An 18,561-nucleotide genomic window follows, 5' to 3' on the forward strand; every position below is an offset into this window, starting at 1 on the left:
TGTAATTTTGTTTATAGCGCAATTGAAAATAAAAGATAAAGTCATATTTTATAAAGAATGTGTTATTCCAAAACAATCAATACGAGAAAAATGCACAAATTTTACAGAAACTTTTATTTCTACAGTAAAACTAATGGTAGAATGTTATTGAAAGATAGGATTATATTGGTAAATTTATTATTAAGTATTAGAAGTGTTTTAAAGAATTAGTTAGATAGGGGGTATGTTGGTGAGAAAAAGAATAAAAAGAAAAAATTATCAAATTGAAAAAGAAGGGGAGCAAATACAAAAGGATAGATTATCTTATTTACAAGATACTGCATGGATTTTCACAATTCTCACAGGAGCCATCTATTTTTTCTCTTATTCTTTTCAAAAGGGAATTAGAGATTACTATGGTATAGATGATATTAGTTTAAGTGATCTAGATGTACCTTTAATTGTTAGTTCTGTATATGATGTTTCTTCTTTGATACTCAGGGTATGTGTTTTATATTTTATTTCAAGAATTATAATTTGGTGTGCAACTTTTATGTTTAACATACTGGATGCGAGGCAAAATGCTCCTAAAAAAGAAACTTTTATAAGGGTGAAATTAGAAAAATTTTATTCAAAAATAGGTGAGTTTTCAAGTTCAATTATTGAAACAGACTTAAATAAAGTTGGTAATTTTAAGGACGTGATAAGAACAATCTATGATAAGAAGGAGTTTGCTCCTATAAATGCAATTACAAATGGAATTTTTCTTATGCTAATCCTTGGCTACCTACCATTTTTAGTATTAAAGGATTCATATAATTTTAATGTAGCTAATCTATTAGGTATGAGAGTATGGGTACTTTTTTTCATCTTACTAACAATATTACTATTTTTATTTATCATACTTTCCCTAAAAAAGTTGAAATCAGGAACAATAAAAAACGGACTTTTAAAGCTATGTTTAAAAGGGATTGTTGCTATTTATAGAAGAAACCCATTGGCTTATATTTGGAAGCAATGTAACTGGGGAATAAGAGGGATTATAATCATTATATTTGGTATAGGTTCATCTTGGATTTTCTTTCAATATGGATATACAAAAGCTGAGAAAAAAGAAGATTATACAATTGTACAATATCAGGGAAAAAAGTTTGTTATGTTAGATAAAGATAAAAATAGAATGCTTGTATCCCCTCTTACAATAAATAACAATCACTATATAATGTCAAAAAATGAATTTCAATTAATTGAATTTAAACAAGGAAAAGCTGATTCTATTGTATTTAAAGGGAAAAATTTAGTTGGTGGTTTGCAAGTATCTCCTAATGAGAGGGAGGAGAGATTGAAAGAATTAGATAAAACTATCCAGAGTGTCCCTGTTTTAAAAAATTTAATTCCAATTAGTTTGCTAATTGATAAATAGCATATGTCTAGAAAATTAACTAACTAATTTAATGGATTTTTTAGTTAAGAGTAAATGAGAAGACTCATCTCGGATTTTTGTTGATTTGAAAATAAAAAAAAGAACTTGTAGGAATCACTACAAGTTCTTTTTGGTTTAAAGCGAATACACGGGAAACATAAATTATCTCATTATTCATAACGGGGAAGCCATATTGATTACGACTTGATTTCACTATATAACAATTTTGATATATAAAGTTTTATATTTTAAAATTTTGTTAATTAACAATCGAAAATCCGCCTTCCCCATAAAAATTCCAATTATTAATTTTATATAAATTACTTTAAATCAATATCTATATGATAATAAATTACGAAAAATATAATTATAGGTAAATAGGTAAGAATGGTGCACTCTTACCCAATAATTAAAATTAAAAACGAAATATAACTTATTATTTTTCAATCAATTTATAGTTGTAACTAAATATAATTTTAAAATCAATCTTTAAATAGAAAAGTGTACCTTTTGAAGTGTTAAGGTATGAAATGATTTAAGGTTTGGGGGGGAATTTAATATAAGATTTTATTAGATTCATGTTCAGTTTAACTTCCGGTAAATGTGTTTTAGAATTAAGTATGAGCACATTTTATAAAGAAATAGCGTCTGTTGCAAATATGGAGAAATATAGAAAATCATCGAAAGTGATTGCGCTTTGGGTTAACATAGTATTAAGGTAATTTTTCTAAGTAAGTATTTAAGGGGTGATTAATTTGAATTTCACATATAAGAGACCGTTAATTTTTATAGTCTTACTGTATATTGTATTGATAGCTTTTAACTATGCAAATCATAATCATTTCAATTGGTTTGAAAACCTTATAAAAACACTATTTATAGTAGCGTTTTTTGAAATTATGATGTGGTTATTTTCTTCAAAAAAAACAACCTCTAGAAAATAAGAGGTTGTTTTTTATTAATCACCATGTTTTTCCTGTCCAGCCTTCTTCTTCATAAATGCATGTACCTAGATACCAAGCAAGCTGACCAGCTAAACCAATTAAATTACCTTTGACGCCTAATCTAATCATTTTTCTAGCTGCTAATTCATATTCTTTGTTAGTAATATTAGCAATAATAGAACCTATAAAGCCTACTGATAGAAATTCTTTATAATTTGCTATAAGTTTTCTTTCTATACAGTTATCTACAGCTTCCGTTTCTTGTTTGAATGGATCTTCATAGCCAGGCGGTGTGTTTACACGTTTGATTTCTTGTCTCAATTGTTCTAATTCTTCAGTTTTACCATATTTGTTTTCTATCATATCAATATCAATATCTACTACTCTTCCATGTTTATCTTTAACTGCAGCTTCTTCAACAACAAATTTTAATTGTGCAGCTACTTCTTGTACTAATTTTTCTTCTTCACTATTAATCTCTTGCGCTTTGGAGATTCCAGCGAAAGAAGTTGTAAACAAAGCGAGTACGAGCGCCATTGATACAATATTTCTTAATATAGTCTTCATTTTTAATCCCATCCCTTTTCCTTATTTATGCTTTTTTACCGGTATTTTCTAGCACAGCTCTATCTTAATACATAAAGCTATAAAAATATATACCCTTCAGAAAGCGGAAAAATAATGAAATCCAATGATTATTACCTTTAAAACCGCGGTTTCAAGATATTTGCAATTTAGTTATTTGAATATTCTGCGTTTTATTTATCAATTAAATTGTGGAAATAGAAATAATGTTAGGTAGTGAGTAATTAATAATGAATTGATAGATTAATAAAGAATCCATTATTACCCTTTTAAGAACTAAAAATCTCTAATGTTAAAATAGGGTTATCTTACAAAAAAACGTAATTTGGTAGTAGTTGAATTTTTTTGTATTGGGAATTAATACACATGAGATATAAAAACAACACTGTGTCTGAAGACTTTTTAGTGGGGAAGTGGATATACATAGATGAAATATAGATAGCAAGAAAGGGCTGAGATTTATGAAAAATAGAAAATTTTAACAAAATAAAATGACGGATATATTGCATGATATTTCATCATTATCTTCCTCCTTTTTATTTGTATTCTTTTTTAACTATATAATTTAAATTAACAATTTATATCTTGTATTAATGAAATAGAAATCGAAATGTATTGTGGGGGAAGGGACATCAACTACTGTGGTCTCCGTTTGTCATCTGAAACCGAACTGTAAATAATTCATGGTTTTTTAACAAAAAATCAATTTAATATATTTCATAAGAGTAGCATAAACAAATGATACAATAATGGAATAAGAGAGAAATTCATTTGTGATTATTTTTATGGTAAAGGCAATATGATACTCAGTTTAGTTAGAATGGAGTCGAAATTTTTATGGCACAAAAATTTGCTGTTTTTTCAAATACAATAGGGGAATATGAAATCTTTGTAAAATCCCAAACAATTTATTGGCCTAGATCACTTACTAAACTTACAAAGTCTCAAAGCGATAGCGGAAATGTAAAAGAGGAAGTGGTTGGGGATAAAGTTTACCTAGTAACAGGAGCTTCTATTCGTGATAATATATTCGAAGATTTAAAGGATAAAGTTACATCTTCGCCAATGATTACACATATGGGAGTTGTTAGAGAAATTATAGAAAATCCGATTATTTGTTACAGATATAAACATAGCAATAAAAACAGAAAAAGGGACACTGTTATGTTACCGTTTCAAATGTTTGAAATACTTAAGGGATTTAAGAGATATCTAGATGAAGATGTTACAAGTGAGAACTTGGCTGAGATAGACCGTATTTTAAAAGTTGGAGTAATTATTGAAGAATTAAAGATGGAAGGTAAAATAACGTTTGAGCGTGCCTATGAAATAGGAGATGTTTATTATATTGGTGATAAAAAAGGCAATTTGTTTATTTTAGATGAAGATTTCACACCTGTTTCACGACAAAGTGCAAATGTTGAGAGAGCGGAAAAAGTACAGATGATGCCAGATAAGAGCTCCTTAATAGCCATTCGAGAGGCATGTAATGCAGCTGGATTAAAAGGTGAAGAAGTGATTCAACATTTAGGTACATGGCAAGGGGAACAGTACATAAAGATTGATATTACCGATAGTTTGTTTTTACCCGTTGATAATGATAAGGGGCTTTCACAAGGGATTTCAACGAGATTGTTGACAGAGGGAGCTGGTGAACGATTAGTATCTCAATTGTACAATACGGTAACTAAACAGCAAGAAACAAATCCTTCACAAAAGGGGAGTAATGATGTGGAATTTGCAAAGAATCAAATTTTGTATGGACCACCTGGAACAGGTAAAACGTATAATACGGTTTTATACGCAGTTGCCATTTGTGATAAAAAAAGTATTAAGTCATTAAAGGAAATGCCTTATAAAGAAGTACTAGATCGTTATGAAATGTTAAAAAAAGAAGGAAAAGTTGCTTTTACAACATTTCATCAATCCTATGGATATGAAGAATTTATTGAAGGAATAAAACCGGTAATTAATCAACAAGATGAAGACTCCATATCAGATTTAAAATATGAATATACTTCTGGGGTATTTAAAAAGTTTTGTGAAGAGGCTAAAAAGGTTAGAGTAAAAGCACCTTCCTTAAAGATACGAAAGCACCCTGTCGTGTGGAATGTCCTTCTTGAAGGGACGGGGCAAACTAAACTCAAAGAAGAATGTTTTAAGAATGGTTATATCAAGATTGGGTGGGCTAAGCAAGATCCATTTATAAATGAACAAAATGATAGTGTAAACGGTACAGTAAGAAGGATTTTGTTAAATTTCCAAGAGGAAATGCAAGAACAAGATCTTGTCTTTATTCAAAGAAGTAATACAACTATTGATGCAATAGGAATTATAGATGGGTCTTATGAATTTGATGAGTCTGATAAAAGATATCCAAGGAAAAGAAAAGTGAAGTGGATTGCTACTATTATTAATGAAGAAGTATATGCCCTAAACAAGAATACAATATTTTGGGGCTACTTTATAGTAAGGAAGGAATATTAGGCAAATGAAACACTTATAATAAAGGGCTTGGGGGAGAAATAGTTGATTAAGCTATCTTTACTTGAAAATGCATATGATTCAATTCAAAATGGTGTTGAATATCTTGAATCTGCTGTTAAAACAGAAAATATCTATGATTACAAGCACGCTGTATTAAATCTTTGTCAGGGTACAGAACTATTATTAAAAGAAATTCTATTCTTAAAAAACCCAATATATGCTTTTGATAAAAATTCGTTATTTAATAAATGTGAAAACCCTTTGGACCCGACTCTAGAGGAATTATATGAATGTAAATCGTTGGATGTTAATTCATTGTGTTATGCGGTAGCTAAGTATGCGCCTGATTTTAGTGGAAATGAGAAAGTAAATTTGAAAATATATGAGAAACGGGCATCGAAATTAAGAAATAAAGTGCAACACTTTTGCTTTGCAATTAAGTCTGAGGAAGTTAGAGAAATAGTTTTAAAATTATATCATCAAGTAATAGCACCAGCTTTATTATATATAAATAAACAACCTGACCACACATTTGAAGAAAAGTTAGGTAACATTTTCTGTAGTGATGAACGTAGAGAGCGTCATGAAATGATGTTGAATTTGCAAAAAGAAGATTATGCAATTGGTAATTGCTTTTCATGTGGTCATTATTCTTTCTTCATAATGTATAGAGGGAATTCCTATCCAACAGATTGTTATTGCACTACATGTAGTTTTACAATTGAATCTATAATTGATTCTGACTATTTAGAATGTCCGGAATGCGGAATAAATTCTTTAGTATACAATCATGAATTAGAAGCTGGGACTTGTTTAAATTATAGGTGTGCTAATCATAGAGACGGTGGAGTATTAGTTGATATGGAATACTGCTCTTCTTGTAGGGAGTATAGAATAGAAGACACCTGTCAATGTGAAGAAGAAGAATAGTTTTGTAGAGAGATTTTTGAGCTGACAAGATAGCGTTGAACAACAAATTAGACCGATTTGAGATGGATTATTGGATATATATGTTAGGAGTTGGATGGAAATCTGAGATTGAATGTACTTTAAATAACCGTAAAAGTCCATATAAGACGAACATCTCTATTCGAGAGAAATTATCATTTTTAGTTGAAGCATTTCCTGAATTAAAGGAGAACAGAGATTTTTATGATTGGATATTAAGCGACTAAAAAAATAGTGAACTAATCACTAATGAATCCCTTTATATTACAATGAGTGAATCAGGATGATGAGAATCAAGCACAATAGGAACAGATAAGAGAATTTTAGCGTTTATTTCCGAATAATCTTTTAAGAGCGGGGATTAGAAGTTGCCCTTGCTAAGGTAATAATGTTAAGCTTAGCAATTATTTATGTTAAGGCTAATAAGAGAATCCATTTTGATATATCTTTTCAAAATGGATTCTTTTTGTTCGTTATAAAAGGATTAGTCATTTTTTTATGTTAGTTGGTAATTTATTCCGATTAATCTTCTTTCAAAAATAAAGGTTACTTTGTAACTTCATCAATAATACGCTTATCGCTTATATCATGCACTGTCTTTGAACTTATAACATTTCATAAAATTCTTGATTCCTCTTAGTATTTTTAGTATCTCAATCAATTTTATAATGCTCATTATACAAATGCTTCCTATTTTCAATGGATTTTTTTTAAAATATACACTAATCAGTTATTATAATAAGTAGTAAGAATATGCAGTTGTATGGAAAATTTGGTATATTATTAAGGTAATATATGGAGGGGATATAATGAGCGATGTGTTAGTTGATTTTTCTGAAGAAATTAGGATATATAAGGATAGAATTAGAATTTTTCTCATCTTGTATTTCCTTTCTGAAGATATGTCTGAAGAACATGGTAATAATACTTTAAAAAAAGTTTTTAAAAGTGAAGTGAAAATCCAGAAAGTTGATTTTTTGGTGCGTAACCCCGATTACTTTGCATATCAAATTTTATTATTTGCTCAAGAAAATAAAATTAGTAAACAAGAATGTAAAGAAATTGTGAAAAATATTTTTACTCAAAGAGAACCCAGTATAAGAAGACTCGAAATGGAAAAGTTTTTTTTTGGAGCGTACGAAAATATTGACGATGTAATCAGTTTTCTAAAAAGCATAGGCTTTATTGACTTTAATAGTAAAAAAAGTTTGGATTTAAGAACAATTGAAAAGCATTATTATATTACAGAGCTAGCATGTAGAAAAATTGATGAGATTCAAAATTTAAAATCATTATATTGGTATAAAGAAAGAATAGAATTAATAAAACGATTCTTTGGAGATTTAGGAGGTACACAGCTCAAAGACTTACAGTATGAAATAGATGAATATAAAGATGCTAGTTATAAAGAGTGTATTAGTAATATCCAAGATAGAGTAAAGAAAATTTATTTAGAAATGTTTGGAGAAGAATTATATGAAATTTAATTTTGAAAGATTTGTAGAGGAAGTACATAAAGCTTATAGTGATACTTTTACGTTAAGAGAAGTTAATGAGCTATTGAATACAGTATATGAGTATAAAAAGGATACTCCCATTTCTACCGGTAAAAAACTAATTTTAACTAAGATAAATATTATTGGAATAAAAAGTAGCGGTGAAGAAATTAACTTTAGTCTCCCTTTAAATACCGGTGTAAATATAATAGTGGGTGATAATCTTAAAGGGAAATCAAGCTTGTTTAAGATGATTCAATTGGCACTTACAGGTAGTAATAAATTGAAACATGATGTTAAAAAATGGATTAAATCAATTTTATTATCATTTAAAATAAACGATAAACAATATTCTATAATTATAAAATTTGAAAATAATCGAATGAAGGGTGCATTATACAGTGGGGTAATAGATAACATTGATGATAGAAAGATATCTAAGTTAGATCCCATATTTGAAACGAGCACAATTAATGAGTATGAAGAGCAAATTCAAGATTTTTTCTTTATGCAGTTTTCTTATTACTCGCTTAAATGGACCCAAAAAAGTTCAAGTAAAGAAAAGAACGAACTCGTAGAAGCAAATGCAAGTTGGAAAACATATTTTAAGTCTATATATCTTGAATCAAAGGATAGTGCAAGTTTAATGTATGGTAGCCAAGGAAAAAAAGTTTTTCAAATGTTATTAGGACTTGAATTAACATTAGTAATTAACCAACTTTCAGTTAAAAAAGATTTCTTGCAATTTAATAATGCTAAACAAATTGATCAAACACAAGGACAAAAAAATCAAGATAAAAAGGATTATTTACTCCAAAGAAAAGTTGATTTAGAAAATGAATTAGTTGAGTTAAATTCATTTAAAATGGATAGTATTAATCAACTGCATGAGAAATATGAAATAATAGTTAATGAAATCAATGATGAAAATGCTTTAATAACTAAAAATACAATTGAGTTAAGTGAAGAACGTAAATTGATAAGTGAAATTAATTGGGAACTTGATACATATACTAATGAATTAAAAAGAATAAAGAAAGAAATTAATAAAAATGATAGGGCTATAAATGATATGAAAGAATATATTGAAATCGGTATCTTCTTTTCAAACCTTAATATTAAACAATGTCCTAGTTGTAATCATGAAGTAAAAAAAGAAAATATCCATCAAGAAAAAAAATGTGTCCTATGTCATGAACCAGTTCATGATTTAGATAAAGAAATTAATCAAGATATATATTATCAAAAGCTTGCCGATTTAGAAATCATAAAGAAAAAACTTAATGAAGAAAAGAGTTTAATTGAAAAAAAAATCATAAAATTCAATAGAGAGTTCGAACAAAAAAGTTTAATTATAAAACAATTAGAGGATCCTGTGATAAATCGAGAAAAAATTAGTTCTCTAAAGAAAAAACTAAAAGATATTGAAGAAAGCATCAATAAAGAGATGGAAAAGCTAAGTCCTAAAAATGAAAGAAAAACTGTTTTAGTAGCTGAGAAAGCGGTTATAGATTATCGTTTGGATAAACTAACACAAAGTCCGGATAGTCTTTATAAAGAAGAAAAGAAGATTGAATTATTAGAGAAAGCAATTAGAAAGTTAAATAAATTAAGATATGATAATGGACAGAAGATATTAAAGTATCTATCTGATTTAATGTTAGAGAATCTGCATCATTTTGGGTTAAATTCAATTACAGAAATTAAAATCAATGAAAATTTTGATATTAAGTATAAGCAAAATGGATACGATCTTACTTTTGATAGTATTGCAGAAGGAGAACAATTAAGAGCAAAGATAGCCTTGTATCTTGCACTTATTCAATTAGATATTGAATATAATTTTGGGAGACATACGAGATTTCTAATAATAGATAGTCCAAATAAAGAAGAAGGGGATTCTAATTATCTTACTGGTTTAACGGAGGTTCTTGTAGATATTGATAAAAGATATGGAGATAATCTACAAATAATTATTGGGACGGCTGAAAGAAAATTAGCACATATAGTACAAAATGAAAAAGTTTTTAATAAAGGAGAATATGTATTTTAATGAAGGAGTGTATTGAAATAGAAAACTTTCAAAATATGAAAATACATGAGAAAATTTACTTCTTCGATATTAAAAGTCCGGATATTTTAATTAATTTTGATGGAAAAAAAGTTCAGCAATTTTTAAAAAATATTATTTTAGACAGTGGAGAAAACTTATATATAAGGAAAAAAGCACTTGAAAATTTTATCAATTTAGTCATGATTAAGAAAATAAAAAAAAGATCTGCATTAGGAATACTGATAGACGAATGGGAATTTACAGGCGATGATTTTTTAGAAATTACTAGGTTAAAGAAATTGTTTCTATTTTATGAGGATGAAACAGAAGAAATAGAAGAAATTTACATTGTTTTGAAAGAACATGAAAAAAATGAGATTAAAAGTGAAAGCTTATTTCAATTAGGATGTATATATTTTCTAAAAGCAAATGCAATAAAGGATAAAGAGGCATATGTAAAATGTTTAAAAAGTAGTTTGGAATATTTCCAGAAATCTAATAATTGTATAGAAAATAGAATAGATGCAGAGTTTTTTTGTACAGTTATAAAACTATTATTAGACATAATTCAACACAGAGAAAGTGAATTTCAATTAAGCTTTAAAAAAATGGCCAAGTTATTATGGCAACAAAAACTATTTTCTTTTGAAAGTCAGGTTGCACCACTTCAAGTAGGATTATTTCGTACATTAAATGCATTTAGAAAAATTAGTATGGTTGAACCTTCAAGCTGGTTAGATTATCGAAAAGAATTTAATCAACTTTGTTATTATTTTTATGAAATAAAAAATCAAGAAGTTTGTATGGAATTAATGGAAAGTTCTTTATTAAAAAATATGAAAGGTAATTTAATGAGGAGAACAATTGAACCACTATTTTCATTAAACTTCAAAGCTGAAATTTGTAAAATTGAGAAATTGTTAAATGAAGCTGATAAAGAGTCAGAGATGCATAAATTTTTATCTTATCTAAAACAGTTGATTTCTAAGACGGAAGTAAAGGAAAATGCAGAAAAAGACATAATTTTCAGTAAGATTATTAATGCATTTCCAAATATAGATAATTCGAGAATAAAAAAGGAATTTCAGAAGATTACGGGGGATATAAATACCCATAAAATTTTAAATCTTTTAGAATTATTTTCGGAGTATTCATATGATAAATTAATAGATGTAATTATTAATGCTTGTATTAATTTACAAGGTAATCAATTATACAGAGATAAAACAGAAAATGAAAGAAACACATTTTTGGCGACATGTTTAGATATGGCTGGTTTTTACAATAAAGACCAGACATTATGGAGTAAATCGAATGAGGGGAAAACATCTGGGGAAATAGATATCTTTGTTAAGAAAAAGAATGGGCTACCATTTTCAATTATTGAGGCATTGAATTTAGATTCATTAAAAAAGGATTATTTAGAGTTACACTTGAGAAAAATATTTGGATATGATACCACTGGACTTAAGTACAATTTTATAATTGTATATTCTTCTTCAAAAAATTTTTCGGGGTTGTGGAAAAGGTATGTTGATCATATAAAAAAATATAAATACCCTTATGCAAAAATAGATTATAAAGAGGTAGAAGAATATGTTTATGCAAATATAAAGGTTGGTAAAACAGTACATTTAAGAAATAATCAAGAAATATATTTGGTTCATATAATGGTTGATTTAAGTTTATTTTAAGGATTGTCCATATGGGGTTAGAATCTAATCGGATATTTTCAATTATGAATATCTTTTAAAAATAAGAAAAGAGTTATATATTTTAAAAACTTCAACTTTAAAAATGTTGTTACGGTTTTACCAAAGTTAATAATAGGGGGCTTTTACTATTTTTTCTTTTTGTAGAGATACCAAGATAGTAGTTTGACTCAAAAATTAAGTAAAAAAATCAACCCAAAAAAATGTTTTACAAGAGAAAGGAATTTATTATGAAGGAATTAAATACAGGTTAAATGAAAAGACGAGTATTTGTTGAAGGTTATGAGATTTAAAAATAGATTTAGAAGTGCTATCTATAACGTTTTTAGAGTATAAACAATCCTTTTATAATTGTTTGGAGCACGAACTTCAAAAAAATAAACCATCATGAGGTTTTTATTCGAAAACTCATATTTCAATAGATGATGAAGGTAGGTAGGAAAGAAAGAGAGATTTTATATAAAGTTAAATCATTCGTATACTGATATAATGACACCGGTGAATTCGATTTTACCTTCTTATTTAGCGCCAGTTTATCACTTTAATAATTATATCGATACAGTAGGAGATACTTTACATGGGACGATATTAAGTAAGATGTAGATACATCCCAATGGATATCTAAGGTTAATAGAAGGGTATCTTACCAAATAGAATTTCAAGCTATATTTTACTCCATTAAAATGACATTAGATTGCTTAGTAGCTGTTTTTACATATTATTACAAGGGTCTATCTGTAAAATCTACTATTGTTAGATATAAAAAATCAGAAAAGAAGGAAGAGCTCATGGGGAGAGTTAGTAAACTAAGGGAAAGTGATTACCTTTTACAATACATAAATGTAAAATATCATAAGTGGATTAAATTTGCAGTTGAACCTAGGGACATTATTACTTATTATGGTGATTTAGGAATCAATTTTAACTTTAATTCGATTGCTTCTACATAATACCTATTCAAGTTAATAACAAGTTAATACGGAATAAAAAAGAAGAATCAACATCTACTAGTTATAACTTTATGCACCTAGATGATTTTGTTTCTCTTTTTTATGATTTTTATGAAGATATTTTTAACGGTTTATTATCAAAATCATTAGTAGTTTCTCAGGGGAGAATAACAAAAAAGATGTTACTTGTTTTTTTGAGTGTTAGTGCTGGGTTATCGTATAGGGGCAAATCCAAAATATCGCTAATTCATTTCAAAAAAGAACAGTATTTTGAACAGAAGAACTGACTGCTCGATTGATATAATTACTGATCCAAGTCAAGTAACTGTTTAAGAAATAAATGCCTTTTAAATGGGAAGAATTTGCTTTTACTTCCAATAACGAGAATTATGTAAATGAGCTGTCCATATGGATGGCTTATTATATTTTTTGCTTAGCTTTTTTTTCTGAAATGTGGCGATACCCCATCCAATATATGGACATACATCTTTAGAGACTATATAGTTAGTATATGGTTTGTAATATTGAAATATGATGCTTAAGTGTATCAATTTTTTATGTATAAGGGGGATGAGTTTATTGGTATTACCTGCTCCAGAGGGAAGACAAAAAGAAGTTTTATGTTTACCAGAAATAGGACATTATGTCGTTTTAGGGACGGCTGGTAGTGGAAAAACCACTTTAGCAATTCATAGAGCGGCTTATTTAGCAAAACGTTCAAAATCGAAAGAAAAGGTTCTCTTGGTTACGTTTAATAAGTCTCTTGTAACCTATTTAAATTCACTTGCTGAAAACAATTTATATAATGTTGACGTTAGAAATTACCACCGGTTTGCCCGAGGTTATCTAGATCACAAAGGTATGCTTGGATGGAATGACATAGTTCCATCCATGGATTACAATAGGGAAAATAAAAAGCTCTCTTTTATTAAACAATCACTTAATGAGGTAATAGAAGAACATGGCAATAATTCGACACTATCGAGGGCACCTGAAGTGTTCTATGAAGAAATATCCTGGATACAGAAAATGGGTATTTCTTCGTTAGAAGAATATATTGATGCAGAAAGAATTGGACGTTCTGGTACACGGATTACTAGAGATAAGAGGCATTATTTCTTTGCCGTTTATGAAAGGTATCTTGATATAAGAGGGAGAAATGATTATCGTTATGATTGGGACGATCTAGCTCATACTGTCATAAGTGAACTAGAAAATGATGATGATAATGATAAAATGTACAAGCATATTATCATTGATGAGGGACAAGATCTCTCACCGGTAATGCTTCAATCTTTAGCACTAGCAGTACCTAAAGATGGAAGTATTACATTCTTTGGGGATGTGGCTCAACAAATATATGGAGGGCGTTTATCTTGGAGAAATGCCGGTCTTAATGTTACTAGAAATGAAATTTGGAAATTTGATCAGAACTATAGAAATAGTAAAGAAATAGCAGATTTAGCTATTGCAATATCTAAACAACCGTTCTTTAACCAGAATACAGACTTAGTCACACCAATAGAGCCCGTCGCTTCTGGTCCACAGCCTGTGTTAGCTGAGTTTCAGAATGAAGCTACCGAATTAAAGTGGGTTATTCGCAATGCCGTTACGCTTGGTGAAAGACAGACTGTTGCTATTTTGATGAGGACTAGAGAATCACTTAAAAAGGTTAGAGCACTACTGGGGGAAGTAGGTGTATCTCCTCAAGAATTGGACGGAGATTTAAAGAGGTGGAAAAACAATCCCGGAGTTTCTATTGGAACATACCACTCTGCTAAGGGACTAGAGTTTAATGCTGTAATGATTCCATATTGTAGCGCTGATAGGTTACCAGATCAAGATAAAATTACAGCATTAGAAGACAGGGATGAAGCATTAGGTGAAGAGTCAAAACTTATTTATGTTGCAGCTACTAGAGCTAAGCGAGTATTAGCTATTAGTTACACTGGTGTAGTGACTGAAATTATTCCTCAAGATGACTCTCTTTACAGTAAAAGAAAAATAGAAAAGTAGGGGTGGGTTTATGGACGAATTATTAATTAGACAGGAATATCAAAAAAGAAATATCACTCGTTTATGTCACATAACTCGATCTCAAAAAGCTGTGCATATATTAAGCTCTGAAGATGGAATACAAGCTGTTGAATTTCTTGATAAAAGTTTGTATGATGCCAATGATGAACTACGTTTGGATGGTAGGAAGGATTTTATTAATTGTTCTATCCAATACCCAAATCACTGGTATTGGAAAAGAGTAAAGGATAAGGATCCACTTTTCAGGGAATGGGTTATTTTATTGATAAATCCAGAAATACTAACATTAGATACAACTGAGTTTTGTCCAGTAAATGCAGCAACAAAAAGAGGCGCGTATATCAACAGTGGATATTCTGGTTTTAAAGAACTTTTTAATGAGAGGGTCAATTATCGCAATAGACCTTCTCAGATGCTCCATTGTTGTCCGACAGATGATCAAGCGGAAGTATTGGTGTATAAAAATATATCAAGAAAAGATATCATAGGTGTAGTAGTCCTAAATGAAGATCAAGGTGAAGGTGAAAGTGTTAGGTGGGAAATGTTAAATATCCCTAAGTTTGATATATCTATAGCTCCAGACTTATTCGATGGCGAATGGAGTACGAAAGTTCGTAAAGGCATAAGACCTATAGAGTATAATTACCAAGGAGGTGCATCACTTGGAAAAGAGTGAGAATCAAAAGCTAGACAAATGGTTAGGGGCTTTAGTTGGAGCAGCAGCTGGTGATGCATTAGGATGGCCCAATGAACAAAACAGTAAAAATATAAGTAAGGCTCCTCACAAAGAACAAGAAATTTTTCAAAAATGGGAGAGACGTGATGGAGGCCGATTTTGGTCACATTATGAGGAAATACATCCTGGGGAATATAGTGATGATACTCAATTAATTATTGCAACTGCTAGAAGTTTAAGTCATGGATCTAATTGGAATAAGCTATTTTCAAAAGTAGAACTTCCAGCATGGATTTCATATGAAAGAGGTGGCGGAGGAGCTACTAAAAGGGCTGCTGAAACTTGGAGAAAGGGCAGCAATCCTTGGAATGTAGAAAAAGAAAGTAAAGAAGATGTTCAAAGGTACTTTAGTGCCGGTGGAAATGGTGTAGCAATGCGTATTTTACCCCATGTATTTAGACGTGAAGGGGCATGGGCTGAGGTTAAACACCAGGTTTTCCTAAATGGAATATTTACACACGGTCATCCAAGAGCGTTGATTGGCGCATTAGTTTATGCTGATGCATTAACATACTTACAAAACATTGAAAAAACCCTTGGATATGGAGAGCTTGTTGATTATCTTTTAGAACGCAGAGAAGAATGGGGATCATTTCCGAATGTCCAAAAACTCGATAGCTGGATGAATGCTGCAAATTTAGTATTTAAAGATAATTATATGGGTCTTTGGGATGAAGTAACTGAAGAAGTTCTTGAACAATTGAAAATTATTAAAGAAGGACTTGATCAAGGTGCTTTAGATATAGGGGATGAAGTCCTAAAAAAATTGGGGTGTTTTGACAAAAAAGTAAATGGTTCAGGTACAGTTACAGCCGTTGCTTCTATCTATCTTGCATCAAAATATGCTTCCAGTCCTCGCCTAGCCATAATTGAAGCAGCTTATTTAAAAAATGCTGATACGGACACATTAGCTTCAATGGTAGGTGGTTTGTTAGGTATCTTACATGGTTCGGAGTTTCTTTCAGTTTCATGGCTTGATGTTCAGGACTATGAATACCTTAAAAGTCTTATTCACCAAGAAAATAAGGAAGATACAAAACTTAATGGTCCTTTGTTTGACTATTACAATCCTGAGATGAAAGCAAAGTTCAAACATTTACAGGTTGGTGACATATTAAGAGCAGAGCCATTTGGTAGATTGATGCTTAAAGATAAGCACATAAATCGACCAAATGCGAAAAATGCAATTGTCAATACACTAAAATTTGTAACGGAAGAAGGGCAACACATTTTTGTTAAAACCTATGAAAAAGGATCTGTAGAAGATGAATACCCTTTAAAAGATAGCAAGTGTAACATGCTGGTAAATCAATCAATTTCTAGGTATCAGCAACAGCAAACACGGCCTTCAGGTTATCCAGATAAACCAGTTCTAGACTCTAGAAAAATCAGAGGTTTATCAAACATTTTACCTGAAAAGTTAGAGTTTGATTTATGTTTACAGTTTATTGCGGATATTATGGATGAAATCGAACGGAATGGTAGCGGTGGTATTAATCAGAATGGTTTGAAGTTTCTTGAACAGAGATGGATGAAACATCAAATTGATATGAAAGACATTGAGAAAGCTGTTAACGTTATTTTGAAATATTAAAATAAAAAAGGGATTGGATATTATTTTAAATATCCAATCCCTTTTTTATTTATCTAATGAGATTGGGCTGTCTTAAAATTTTAGTTTGATGGGTGGCGGGACCCCCATCCATCGAAAAAAATATTCTAACTATTCTTAAAATTAAAAACTCTTTACTATTTTCTTATATTAATGAGAAAGGGTGACGTGCTTTTTATGAATATACATCAAAAACAAGGGTTGTCTATATTTGCCGAAGAGTTATATCGATATATGTCTCCCGCTACACTTAATCAATTAGCTATAGAAGCTGGCGGAGTGAAACGAAAACGTAAGTGCCATGGTCAGTATTTTCTATCCTTGTGTGTATGGTTAAATCAACAAATCGCTACTACCTCTCTTACTCGACTTTGTAGTCAGTTAGAAACCTCAACAGGAGTTTTATTGAGTCCGGAGGGACTTACTCGACACTTTAACTCAGCTTCTGTAACTTTCTTGCGAACTTTATTTCCTACACTTCTACAAGATAAAATTGGAGGGTTATCTAAGATTTTTCATTCTCTTTCAGCTTACTTTGAGCGCATGCGCATCCATGATTCTACAACTTTTCAAGTTCCAGATTGATTCGCCTCTACTTATTTTGGTGCCGGAGGATTTAGTCATAAAGCTGGTGTGAAAATTCAATTAGTGTATGACTTGTTGAGTAGATAATTCTCTGATGTGAAAATTGAGCCAGGAAAACTAAGTGATCAGGCGTATGGTGCGACTCGAACAGGCATGATACAAAAGAATGAACTATATATTCGTGACTTAGGATATTTTCGTTTACAAGACTTTAAGTCTATCTAAGATAAGCAAGGATATTATTTATCACGTCTTAAATTACCAACTAAAATATAAAGAAAAGAATTCGGAACAGTGGTATTTAAAACAAAACCGGATCAATTGAGACCGGTATATATACAAGTTCATTTGGAAGACATCATGAAATAATTACAATGTGACCGAGCTATTTGTGAAAAGAAAAAAAGGATTACACATACAGATTGTACGAAGCTTTTGCAAGGAATTACGGTATATATGACAAACATTTCTACGGAATGGGTACCAAAAGAGAAAATCTATGATTTATATTCCCCGCGTTGGCAAATTGAGCTGTTATTTAAAATATGGAAATCTTGGTTTCAAATTCATCGTTGTAAATCTATTAAACAAGAGCGGCTAGAATGTCACCTATATGGACAACTCATTAGTATCCTATTATGTTCTTCTACTATGTTCCAAATAAGGGAACCTCTGTTACGTGAGAAACAGAAAGAACTAAGTGAATATAAAGCGATGTACATGATTAAAGATTATTTCTTACTTTTTCATCAAACATTGCATAAACACACCCAAGAATTATCAAAAATTCTCCTTCGTCTGTTTAACCTTCTACAGCAAAACGGACGAAAATCCCACAGATATGAGAAAAAAACAGTCTTTGATATTGTGGGTGTTGTTTATGAGTTTACCGCTTCTATTCATCAGGTATCATAGTTATAGTAAAAAAATTTAAATCCTTCAGGGTTTATTTGATATGTCTACTTTTATGATATCTATAAAAAACTATATGGCAAGATCAGTCTTTGTATAAAC

Annotated in this window: 12 protein-coding genes and 1 pseudogene; 12 read left to right on the forward strand and 1 reads right to left on the reverse strand. The window is 30.0% G+C overall.

Annotated features, from left to right (window positions below; translation table 11 throughout):
• Positions 1–223 precede the first annotated feature (223 nt).
• Complete coding sequence (locus I6L50_RS35095; protein WP_257475430.1) at positions 224–1,402, forward strand: hypothetical protein; 1,179 nt, start codon at positions 224–226, stop codon at positions 1,400–1,402.
• Positions 1,403–2,364: 962 nt separating this feature from the next.
• On the opposite strand, the gene I6L50_RS29800 is transcribed toward I6L50_RS35095, so the two are convergent.
• Complete coding sequence (locus I6L50_RS29800; RefSeq protein WP_098542558.1) at positions 2,365–2,925, reverse strand: hypothetical protein; 561 nt, start codon at positions 2,923–2,925, stop codon at positions 2,365–2,367.
• 843 nt (positions 2,926–3,768) lie between these two features.
• Between I6L50_RS29800 and I6L50_RS29805 the strand changes: the two genes are divergently transcribed.
• The 11 genes and pseudogenes from I6L50_RS29805 (at position 3,769) to I6L50_RS29855 (ending at position 18,462) form a co-directional block, all read left to right on the forward strand.
• Positions 3,769–5,418: a hypothetical protein gene (locus I6L50_RS29805; RefSeq protein WP_257475431.1), complete on the forward strand. Its 1,650-nt coding sequence runs from the start codon at positions 3,769–3,771 to the stop codon at positions 5,416–5,418.
• A gap of 42 nt (positions 5,419–5,460) precedes the next feature.
• A complete protein-coding gene (locus I6L50_RS29810; protein ID WP_219303854.1) occupies positions 5,461–6,348 on the forward strand; it encodes a hypothetical protein in 888 nt (295 codons plus the stop codon).
• A gap of 35 nt (positions 6,349–6,383) precedes the next feature.
• Positions 6,384–6,593, forward strand: a complete 210-nt coding sequence (locus I6L50_RS29815; RefSeq protein WP_219303855.1) for a hypothetical protein — start codon at positions 6,384–6,386, stop codon at positions 6,591–6,593.
• Positions 6,594–7,175: 582 nt separating this feature from the next.
• Positions 7,176–7,853, forward strand: a complete 678-nt coding sequence (locus I6L50_RS29820; RefSeq protein WP_219303856.1) for a hypothetical protein — start codon at positions 7,176–7,178, stop codon at positions 7,851–7,853.
• Positions 7,843–9,915 carry a hypothetical protein gene (locus I6L50_RS29825; RefSeq protein ID WP_219303857.1) on the forward strand — a complete coding sequence of 691 codons (2,073 nt, stop codon included), beginning with the start codon at positions 7,843–7,845 and terminating at the stop codon, positions 9,913–9,915. Before I6L50_RS29820 ends, I6L50_RS29825 begins: the two co-directional genes overlap by 11 nt.
• Positions 9,915–11,609 (forward strand): hypothetical protein, encoded by a 1,695-nt coding sequence (locus I6L50_RS29830; protein ID WP_219303858.1) that lies wholly within the window; start codon positions 9,915–9,917, stop codon positions 11,607–11,609. Before I6L50_RS29825 ends, I6L50_RS29830 begins: the two co-directional genes overlap by 1 nt.
• Positions 11,610–12,415: 806 nt before the next feature.
• Positions 12,416–12,577 carry a hypothetical protein gene (locus I6L50_RS29835; protein WP_219303859.1) on the forward strand — a complete coding sequence of 54 codons (162 nt, stop codon included), beginning with the start codon at positions 12,416–12,418 and terminating at the stop codon, positions 12,575–12,577.
• 570 nt (positions 12,578–13,147) lie between these two features.
• The gene (locus I6L50_RS29840; RefSeq protein ID WP_257475432.1) at positions 13,148–14,593 is read left to right on the forward strand and encodes a 3'-5' exonuclease; all 1,446 of its coding nucleotides are present in this window, start codon (positions 13,148–13,150) and stop codon (positions 14,591–14,593) included.
• A gap of 10 nt (positions 14,594–14,603) precedes the next feature.
• Positions 14,604–15,290, forward strand: coding sequence for a DarT ssDNA thymidine ADP-ribosyltransferase family protein (locus tag I6L50_RS29845; RefSeq protein WP_219303860.1), 687 nt, complete (start codon positions 14,604–14,606; stop codon positions 15,288–15,290).
• Complete coding sequence (locus tag I6L50_RS29850) at positions 15,277–16,944, forward strand: ADP-ribosylglycohydrolase family protein (RefSeq protein ID WP_219303861.1); 1,668 nt, start codon at positions 15,277–15,279, stop codon at positions 16,942–16,944. The genes I6L50_RS29845 and I6L50_RS29850 overlap by 14 nt, the downstream gene beginning before the upstream one ends.
• 195 nt (positions 16,945–17,139) lie before the next feature.
• Positions 17,140–18,462 (forward strand): annotated as a pseudogene (locus tag I6L50_RS29855) (IS4 family transposase).
• Positions 18,463–18,561 lie beyond the last annotated feature (99 nt).

The sequence above is a fragment of the Bacillus sp. FDAARGOS_1420 genome, assembly GCF_019344915.1.
GTDB classification, from domain to species: Bacteria; Bacillota; Bacilli; order Bacillales; family Bacillaceae_G; genus Bacillus_A; species Bacillus_A mycoides.

Bases quoted from the DNA above. Each gene is read 5' to 3' on its own strand.
- I6L50_RS29805 (WP_257475431.1), top strand. From the start codon at position 3,769: ATGGCACAAAAATTTGCTGTTTTTTCAAATACAATAGGGGAATATGAA.
- I6L50_RS35095 (WP_257475430.1), top strand. From the start codon at position 224: ATGTTGGTGAGAAAAAGAATAAAAAGAAAAAATTATCAAATTGAAAAA.
- I6L50_RS29840 (WP_257475432.1), top strand. From the start codon at position 13,148: ATGAGTTTATTGGTATTACCTGCTCCAGAGGGAAGACAAAAAGAAGTT.
- I6L50_RS29835 (WP_219303859.1), top strand. From the start codon at position 12,416: ATGGGGAGAGTTAGTAAACTAAGGGAAAGTGATTACCTTTTACAATAC.
- I6L50_RS29830 (WP_219303858.1), top strand. From the start codon at position 9,915: ATGAAGGAGTGTATTGAAATAGAAAACTTTCAAAATATGAAAATACAT.
- I6L50_RS29800 (WP_098542558.1), bottom strand. From the start codon at position 2,925: ATGGGATTAAAAATGAAGACTATATTAAGAAATATTGTATCAATGGCG.
- I6L50_RS29820 (WP_219303856.1), top strand. From the start codon at position 7,176: ATGAGCGATGTGTTAGTTGATTTTTCTGAAGAAATTAGGATATATAAG.
- I6L50_RS29825 (WP_219303857.1), top strand. From the start codon at position 7,843: ATGAAATTTAATTTTGAAAGATTTGTAGAGGAAGTACATAAAGCTTAT.
- I6L50_RS29845 (WP_219303860.1), top strand. From the start codon at position 14,604: ATGGACGAATTATTAATTAGACAGGAATATCAAAAAAGAAATATCACT.